Annotated in this window: 10 protein-coding genes and 1 other RNA gene; 2 read left to right on the forward strand and 9 right to left on the reverse strand. The window is 74.2% G+C overall.

The annotated features are described in order from the left end of the window. Window positions 1-14: 14 nt before the first annotated feature. Window positions 15-1,520, forward strand: a complete 1,506-nt coding sequence (locus ACZDWJ_RS03375; RefSeq protein ID WP_463519503.1) for an RNB domain-containing ribonuclease — start codon at window positions 15-17, stop codon at window positions 1,518-1,520. Between the two features lie 4 nt (window positions 1,521-1,524). Beyond that, window positions 1,525-2,250: a GAF and ANTAR domain-containing protein gene (locus tag ACZDWJ_RS03380; protein WP_463519504.1), complete on the forward strand. Its 726-nt coding sequence runs from the start codon at window positions 1,525-1,527 to the stop codon at window positions 2,248-2,250. 15 nt (window positions 2,251-2,265) lie between these two features. Here the strand turns inward: ACZDWJ_RS03380 and ACZDWJ_RS03385 are convergent, their stop codons facing one another. The 9 genes from ACZDWJ_RS03385 to ACZDWJ_RS03425 all read right to left on the reverse strand — a co-directional run. Beyond that, on the reverse strand, window positions 2,266-3,057 hold the full coding sequence (locus tag ACZDWJ_RS03385; RefSeq protein ID WP_463519505.1) for a helix-turn-helix transcriptional regulator: 792 nt from the start codon (window positions 3,055-3,057) through the stop codon (window positions 2,266-2,268). 113 nt (window positions 3,058-3,170) lie between these two features. Continuing rightward, the gene (locus tag ACZDWJ_RS03390) at window positions 3,171-3,686 is read right to left on the reverse strand and encodes a hypothetical protein (protein WP_463519506.1); all 516 of its coding nucleotides are present in this window, start codon (window positions 3,684-3,686) and stop codon (window positions 3,171-3,173) included. Between the two features lie 93 nt (window positions 3,687-3,779). Next, window positions 3,780-4,165, reverse strand: an RNA gene (rnpB, locus tag ACZDWJ_RS03395) — RNase P RNA component class A. A gap of 72 nt (window positions 4,166-4,237) precedes the next feature. Then, a complete protein-coding gene (locus tag ACZDWJ_RS03400) occupies window positions 4,238-4,570 on the reverse strand; it encodes a hypothetical protein (RefSeq protein WP_463519507.1) in 333 nt (110 codons plus the stop codon). After that, window positions 4,567-4,845: a hypothetical protein gene (locus ACZDWJ_RS03405; RefSeq protein WP_463519508.1), complete on the reverse strand. Its 279-nt coding sequence runs from the start codon at window positions 4,843-4,845 to the stop codon at window positions 4,567-4,569. Before ACZDWJ_RS03405 ends, ACZDWJ_RS03400 begins: the two co-directional genes overlap by 4 nt. Then, a complete protein-coding gene (locus tag ACZDWJ_RS03410; protein ID WP_463519509.1) occupies window positions 4,842-5,462 on the reverse strand; it encodes a hypothetical protein in 621 nt (206 codons plus the stop codon). The genes ACZDWJ_RS03405 and ACZDWJ_RS03410 overlap by 4 nt, the downstream gene beginning before the upstream one ends. Then, the gene (locus ACZDWJ_RS03415) at window positions 5,459-6,748 is read right to left on the reverse strand and encodes a WXG100-like domain-containing protein (RefSeq protein ID WP_463519510.1); all 1,290 of its coding nucleotides are present in this window, start codon (window positions 6,746-6,748) and stop codon (window positions 5,459-5,461) included. The genes ACZDWJ_RS03410 and ACZDWJ_RS03415 overlap by 4 nt, the downstream gene beginning before the upstream one ends. After that, a complete protein-coding gene (locus ACZDWJ_RS03420; RefSeq protein WP_463519511.1) occupies window positions 6,748-7,065 on the reverse strand; it encodes a hypothetical protein in 318 nt (105 codons plus the stop codon). The genes ACZDWJ_RS03415 and ACZDWJ_RS03420 overlap by 1 nt, the downstream gene beginning before the upstream one ends. Then, the coding region (locus ACZDWJ_RS03425) for a hypothetical protein (protein WP_463519512.1) at window positions 7,062-7,436 on the reverse strand (375 nt) is incomplete at its 5' end. The genes ACZDWJ_RS03420 and ACZDWJ_RS03425, both read right to left, overlap by 4 nt.

A 7,436-nucleotide genomic window follows, 5' to 3' on the forward strand; every position in this document is an offset into this window, starting at 1 on the left:
GCTATCGTGCCCTCATGCCGAGCAACCGCGTGCTCCGGGTCCGTGCCGATGCCACCGACGCCGAGGTCGCCGCAGCCCTGTTGCGCGACGGCGTCGCGGCCCTGCAGGCCGAGCTGCACGTCGCCACCGCGTTCCCCGACGACGTGCTGCGCGCCGCCGAGGAGGCCGCCCGCGCCCCGCGACTGCCGGACCTCGACCGCACCGACCTCCCCTTCGTCACCATCGACCCCGAGGGCGCGCGCGACCTCGACCAGGCGCTGCACCTCGAGCGCGACGGCGACGGCTACGTCGTCCACTACGCGATCGCGGACGTCGCGGCCTTCGTGACGGCCGGCGACCCCGTCGACCTCGAGGCCCACCGCCGCGGCGAGACCCTCTACGGCGCCGACGCCAAGGTGCCGCTGCACCCGCCGGTGCTCAGCGAGGACGCCGCCTCGCTCCTGCCCGAGCAGGTGCGGCCGGCGCTGCTGTGGACGATCCGCCTCACCGCCGAGGGCGAGCGCATCGACGCGCGGGTCGAGCGGGCGCGCGTGCGCTCCACCCGTCAGCTCACCTACGACGAGGCCCAGGCCATGGTCGAGACGCCGGACGCCCCGGAGTGGCTGGTGCTGCTCGGCGAGGTCGGTCGCCTGCGGCTGCGGCGCGAGGCCGCTCGCGGCGGGGTCTCGTTCCCGCTGCCCGAGCAGGAGATCGTCGTCGACGGCGACCGCTGGGGCCTGGAGTACCGCCGTCAGCTGCCGGTGGAGGAGTGGAACGCCCAGATCTCGCTGCTGACCGGGTTCGCGGCCGCCGCGATGATGGTCTACGGCGGCGTGGGCCTGCTGCGGACGCTGCCCCCGCCCGACCCGCGCGACGTGCAGCGTCTGCACCGCACCGCCCGGGCGCTCCACCTGGACTGGCCCGCGGAGATGCTCTACCCCGACTTCGTCCGCACGCTCGACCCCGGCGTCCCGGCCCACGCCGCGATGCTCGTCGCGTGCACCCGGCTGCTGCGGGGCAGCGGCTACGTCGCCTTCGACGGGGCGCTCCCGGCCCAGCCGCTCCACGCCGCCCTCGCGACCGAGTACGCCCACTGCACGGCGCCGCTGCGTCGTCTCGGCGACCGCTACGTCGGCGAGGTCTGCCTGGCCCTGACCGCCGGCACCGACGTGCCGTCCTGGGCCCGCGAGGCGCTCCCGGCGCTGCCCGAGGAGCTCGCCGGCGCGGCCCGTCGCGCGTCGGCCTACGAGCGCGGCCTGCTCGACCTCGTCGAGGCCGGCGTATTGGCCGGACGCGTGGGCGAGCAGCTGCGCGGCGTGGTGGTGGAGGTGCGCGAGGACGGCCGCACCGGCTCCGTCGTGGTGGCCGACCCGGCCGTCGAGGCGCGCGTGGAGGCACCCGAGGGCGTCACGCTGCCGCTGGGCGAGGAGATCGCCCTGCGCGTCACGCAGGCCGATCCGGCGTCGCGCCGGGTGAGGCTGGAGCCCGTGGGCTCTCCACCTTCGGGCGGTCGCGGGGCCACGAGCGGTCGGGCAGACTGACGCCGTGACCACCCAGCAGGGGAGCGAGACCCGCGACGCTCCCTACTTCGCGCGACTCGTCCAGGACCTCGCGCTCGAGCGCGGCCAGGAGGAGACGCTCGAGCAGGTCGTCGCGCACTGCCTCGAGGTCGTCACCGCGGCCGACGGGGCCGGGCTGACGCTGCGCCGGGCCCGCGGCCGCCTGGAGACGGTGGGCGCCACCGACGACCGCGCCGCGCAGGTCGACTCCGCCCAGTACGACACCGGCGAGGGTCCCTGCCTGGACTCCGCGCTCAGCCGCGAGCCGCACATCGTCCAGGACACCGCGTCGGATCCCCGGTGGCCCCGCTGGGGCCGGATCGCGGCCGACCTCGGTGTCCGCTCGGTCATCAGCGTGCAGCTGCCGGCGCTGCCCTCGGTCGACGACCCCGCTCCGCAGCCGGTCGGCGCGATCAACCTCTACGCCCGCACGCCGGGCGCCTTCAGCCGCGAGGACCTCGACCTCGCCGAGGTCTACGCCACCCACGCCGCGCTCGCCCTCGACGCCGCCCGCCTGGTCGACGGCCTCCAGCGCGCGGTGCGCTCACGTCATCTCATCGGCGCCGCGCAGGGCATGCTCATGCAGCGCTACGGCCTCGACCTCGACCAGTCCTTCCAGGTGCTGCTGCGCTGGTCGAGCCACCGCAACCAGCCGCTGCGCGACCTCGCCGAGGCGATCGTCGAGCGTCGGGAGTCCCTCGAGGAGGCCTGAGGCTGGAGGACCCGCTCAGGCGGGCTCGGACTCGGAGGGCTCCTCCGGCTCGACCGTGGGCATCGGCTGCCCCAGGGAGCCGGGGGACGTGGCGATCTGCTGGCGCACCTCCTGGCCGAGCAGCGCGGGGGAGAGCCCGTGCTGCACGCACCAGCTGACCGCCTGCGAGCGCCGGTTCACGCCGACCTTGCGGTAGGCCGCCCGGATGTAGGTCTTCACCGAGTTCACGCTGACGTAGAGCTCGATGCCGATCTCGCGGTTGGTGAGCCCGTGGCCGACGAGCGCGAGCACCTGCTCCTCGCGACGCGAGAGGCGGTGCACCCGGCCGACCGGGGAGACGGCGCTGGTGGCCGACGGCTCCGCTACCCACTCGGCCTCGGGCGCCTCGAACACGCCGGCGGTGCCGGTGCTGCCGAGCGCCTCCTCGAGGGCCGTGCCGAGCCGGACCTGCCGGGTGCGGCGGCGCTCGCGGATCAGCTCCTCGAGCCGGGCCACCAGCTCGAGCGCGCCGAGGGACTTGGAGACGAAGGGCTGGTGACGACGACCGGCGTCGTCCCAGCTGTAGGCGACGCGCAGCGACTGCTCGTCGGCCTCGAGGCGCTCGAGGAGGTCCCGCGTCTCAGGGGAGATGCGAGCGGGCTCGAAGAGGACGACGTCAGGACGGGGGGAGTCCGCGGCCGGGGTGGGGTGGAGCAGACGGATGCGGTGGGCATGGGGGGCGAGCAGCTGGCGCAGGCCCGCCACGGCGACGGGGTAGTCGTCGAGGTGGAGCACGACCAGGGGGCGACGCAGGGCGTCGTGGGACATGGAGCTCCCAGCAGGTGCGACTCCCGAGTGCCGGTCTTCTTCAGCTAGGAGCGGTGCGGCGCGCAGGCCGCTTCGAACAACCTAGCGCACTGCCGTGCGGAGGCCCGCGCGGGTCAGGAGCCGGACGGCGTCACGGTGTACATCAGCTGCGTCCCGGAGCCGTCGTCGGCGGGCACCGCGTTGATGCCGACGTCGTAGCCCTCGCCGCTGAGCCGCACGATGCTCAGCTGGTCCATCGTGCTCTCCGAGGCCACGGTGAGGCCGCCCGAGACGAGGGCGTCGCGGGCGGCGGCCGCCGCGTCCGCGGGCGCCTGGTCGAGGGTCATGACGACGGCGAACGTGCGGGTGCTCCCCTCCAGCGCGCTCGTCGCGCTGAGCACGTCGCCGTCGAGCAGCCGGATCTCCTCGGGGAAGTCCTCAGGCAGGTCGGCGCCGGTGGTGACGGTGCGGTCTCCGTCGCCGAAGGTGACCGAGTCGTCGTCGACGTCGACGCTCGCGCCGTCGCCGAGGACGGCCTCCACCTGGCGGTTCGCCCGCTCCTGCTCGGAGTCGCCGCCGCAGCCGGCGAGCAGCGAGGTGCCGAGGAGGACGAGGACGGGCAGGGCGAGCAGGGGTCGGACGCGGTTCATCGCAGGGCTCCCGGGGTCGGAGGGGTGACGTCCCGAGAACCTAGGAGCGCGGCCTTGAAGAACTCTTTCGCGCGCCGCGAGGTGCGCCTGATGCGGACAGGCTGGCCTGTAGGCCGGGTTCTGTCCCCGGGGCCCTCACGGGCCGTCGGGGGGCGACCATCCATCTCGGCCCACCGTCGCCGATGGGCTCCAGCGGTCTACCCGCACACTCGGGCGGGCCGCCCTCGAGCGTGTGCTGTTCGACCTTGCTCCGCGTGGGGTTTGCCGAGCCGGCCGGGTCACCCCGGTCGCTGGTGGGCTCTTACCCCACCGTTTCACCCTCACCGCCCCGCTCGCGCGGGGAGGCGGTCTGTTCTCTGTGGCACTGTCCCGCGGGTCACCCCGGGTGGGCGTTACCCACCACGCTGCCCTGTGGAGCCCGGACCTTCCTCGGCGTCCCTCCCTCTCGTTCGGGACGACGCGGTCGCCCGGCCAGCCTGTCCGCGGCCCGAGCCTAGGGCCGGGTGCGCCCGCAGGGCCAGTCGCGCCCGCAGGGGCGGTGGCGCGAGAGGTCAGAGCTCGCGGGGACGCCGCACCTGGGCGGGGTAGCGCGCCTTGACCTCGACGCCCGCGGCGAGCGCGGCGATGCGCTGGAGGTCGGGCAGCATCCACGTGGCCCGTCGCCGCGGGGTGATCCACCCCAGGCGAATCATCACCGCTGCGAGGGCCAGACCGATCAGAACCCCCACCAGCCATGACTGGTCGTCCAGCCTCGCGAGGATCGCGATTCCACCGATGATGGCCGGGGAGAGCAGCAGGAACGGACGGTTGTACGAGCGCACGTCGAGGTCGACGGTGCCGCGGACCACCTTCCGAGCCGGGTCGACGTCGCCCGAGCAAGTCATGGGGGGTCCAGCGGGCTCCGCCGCGGGGCATAGACGTTCCCCCGATCCTCCGGCGGTTGACGCACGGCGTGGCCCCGCGAAGCCCGGCCGGTGAACTCGATCGTCCCCCGGAGGTCGTAGTACTGGTGATCGCGATGCACCGTGTCGCCGTGGCACAGCTCCCAGCTGGCCGGCACCTCGACGACGGCTGCCGGATCACGCAGCGCCGCGATGGCCTCGCGTCGCTGGTCCTTCGTCATCTCGGGGAGCACCGACGCGACAGGCGGCTCGCTCATGTCACCCGGCGCGGGCGAGGCGTCGTCGGATACCGGGACGGGACCTCGACGCCGGCCGCGAGCGCGGCGAACCGCTGGAGGTCGCGCAGCATCGCCGCCGCGCGGCGGCGGGGGGTGATGACGACGATCGAGCCGAGCGCCACGGCGACGAGCACGGCCACGGCCAGGCTCGGCACGATCCCGTAGCCGCCGAGCGATCCCAGGAACGTCAGCAAGGGCACGAGCGCGAGCGTCAGGACGATCTGGGCGCGGCCGTAGGCGCGACTCTCGAAGCGGACGCGGCCTCGGACCACGCCGTCGGCGGGGTCGACGTCGCCGTCGAAGGAGAGCGGGACGTCGAGCAGGCTCCGGCGAGGGGCGAAGACGCTGCCGCGGTACTCGGGCACCGCTCGCTCGGCGTGCACCTGGTGGGCCCGCCCCTGCAGGCTCGCGACGCCCCGATGGGGGTCGCGGTGGTCGCGGTGCACGGCGTCGCCGTGGCGCAGCTCCCAGCTGGCCGGCAGCTCGACGACGGCGTCACGGCGTCGCAGCCCCTCGATCGCCGCGCGACGCTGCTCGCGGCCCATCTCCGGCTGGATCCGGACGACGTCGTGCCGGGTGGCGGTGCCGTCGCTCACTCGCCGACCTCCTTGAGCTTCTCCTCGAGCTCCTCCATGACCTCGCGGTGTGCCTTGACCCAGTCCTTGACCTCGTCGCTGGATCCCTCGAACGACACGCTGATCTCGGTGCTGTGGTGGGCGAGGCTGCGGAACACGGCGTAGCGGACGGGGTGCGGGATGTGGACGTCGTGCGCGATCCTGGCCAGCTCCTGGTTCATCTGCACGACGCGGGTGACCTCGGCCGGATCCTGCTTGAGGAGGGTGGCGAGCTCGGGCACGTTGTCGAGGATCGCGGAGTCGTGGGCGAAGAGCTGCTGGTACTGGCCGGCCATGTAGCGGATGTCGTCGCTCTGGTACGGGTCGTTGCGGATGGCCGTGAGCAGCTCGGGGTCCTCCTTGTAGAGGGCTGCGAGGTCGACGGCGATCCGCGACTCGTTGTCGCCGAGGGCGGAGATCCGAGCGATCGTGCCCTTGGCCGCGGCGAGGCTGGACTCCAGGCCGGCGCCGCCGGCGCCGAGCGCCGCTGCGAGCAGGACGTCCTCGAGGTCGCCGAGGCCCTTGCCGTCGAGCTCGGAGCTGGTGATGGCCCCGCCGGCGCTCAGGCCGGCGCTGCTGAGTCCCTTGAGCAGCAGGGTCTCGCTGGCCGAGAGCCCCTTGAGGTCGCCGACGATCTCGCCGGCCTTCGATGCGGCGCCGAGCAGGCTCCCGGTCAGCGCCGCGACGGCGGTGTCGGAGAAGTCGGGCACCGACAGGCCGTTGCCCGCGCCGAGGCTCTCGCCCTCCTGCAGGAACACCGAGAACTCGGTTCCCACGAGCGCGCCGACGATCATGTCGCCGATGACGTCGGCGATCGCCGCGGCCTCGATGGTGGTGCCGAGCCACTCCAGGAGTGCTGCGATCGCCGTGGCGGCCGTGCCGACGGCCGCGCTGTCGACGACGAGGTCTCCCGCGCCGAAGGTGAAGAAGCCGACGACCACGCCGACGGCGGCCGCCGCGGTGAGGCCGGCGATGATGTGCTTGTACTTCGTGTGGCCCTCGTCGATGGTCTCGGCGACCTTGTCGACCTGCTCGGCCACCGTGGTGGCGCCCTCGGCGGCCTTGCGCTCCTTGCCGGCGTAGGTGTTCCAGACGCTGAGGTAGGCGGTCTTGGTCTTGCCGTGGAGGGCCGCGAACTCCCGCTGGACGACGCCGTCGGCGGTCGTGACGGTGCTGGTGAGGTCGCTGGAGGCGGTGGTCCAGGCCTTCGCGGCCTCGCGCAGGCGGTCGGGGTCGCCGCCGGGCCAGCCCGGCAGTCCGAAGGCCATCAGTGGCCCCCGCCGTGCGCGTGACGGGCCAGCCGCGACTCGACGACCTGCAGCACGAGAGCGGCCGAGGAGTAGGCCTTCCCGATGTCGTCGTAGGCCTGCTTGGACGCCGCGAGGTAGAGGTGCATCGCCTCGCGCTGCTCGCGGTACCACTCCGCTGCCTTCTCGCCCTTGTCGGTGAAGGCGTCGTCGGGGACGTCGCTGTCGGCCATGAAGGCCGCGGCGGCCTTGTCGATGGCGCTGGCGGCCGTCTTCATCGCCGCGGCGGCGTCGTTGAGGGCGCGGTAGTCGACGACGAGGTCGCCCGTGGTGGTCATGCGGACTCCCGGATGCGGTCGAGGGTGGCGTGGGCGCCGGCGTAGGCGGCGAGGAGGTGGCGCAGGTCGGCGTCGAGGCCGTCGTCGCCGGTGTCGAGGGCGGGGGCGACGCCGCGGCCGCCCTCGAGTCCGTCGAGGTCGGGCACGGGACGCACCCGCGAGCGGGCCAGGCGCCGGGCTGCGTCGACGTCGGAGGCGACGTCGCGCAGCGCGCGCTCGAGCCGGTCGGCGTGCGAGCGCGCGTCAGCGGCGTGCGCGGCCGCGTCGGCGGTCGCAGCCGCGCTCTGACCCGGCGGCGGGGACGCGGTGGGCGCCGGCTCGACCCGCACCGCGGCGCCGTCGCCGCTGACCTCGAAGCCGGCGGCGGTGGC

This window comes from Nocardioides sp. B129/18, assembly GCF_055282735.1.

What these genes read in the sequence shown, in the direction of transcription:
- ACZDWJ_RS03415 (WP_463519510.1), bottom strand. Translation starts at nt 6,748, where the DNA reads ATGGCCTTCGGACTGCCGGGCTGGCCCGGCGGCGACCCCGACCGCCTG.
- ACZDWJ_RS03400 (WP_463519507.1), bottom strand. Translation starts at nt 4,570, where the DNA reads ATGACTTGCTCGGGCGACGTCGACCCGGCTCGGAAGGTGGTCCGCGGC.
- ACZDWJ_RS03390 (WP_463519506.1), bottom strand. Translation starts at nt 3,686, where the DNA reads ATGAACCGCGTCCGACCCCTGCTCGCCCTGCCCGTCCTCGTCCTCCTC.
- ACZDWJ_RS03375 (WP_463519503.1), top strand. Translation starts at nt 15, where the DNA reads ATGCCGAGCAACCGCGTGCTCCGGGTCCGTGCCGATGCCACCGACGCC.
- ACZDWJ_RS03405 (WP_463519508.1), bottom strand. Translation starts at nt 4,845, where the DNA reads ATGAGCGAGCCGCCTGTCGCGTCGGTGCTCCCCGAGATGACGAAGGAC.
- ACZDWJ_RS03420 (WP_463519511.1), bottom strand. Translation starts at nt 7,065, where the DNA reads ATGACCACCACGGGCGACCTCGTCGTCGACTACCGCGCCCTCAACGAC.
- ACZDWJ_RS03385 (WP_463519505.1), bottom strand. Translation starts at nt 3,057, where the DNA reads ATGTCCCACGACGCCCTGCGTCGCCCCCTGGTCGTGCTCCACCTCGAC.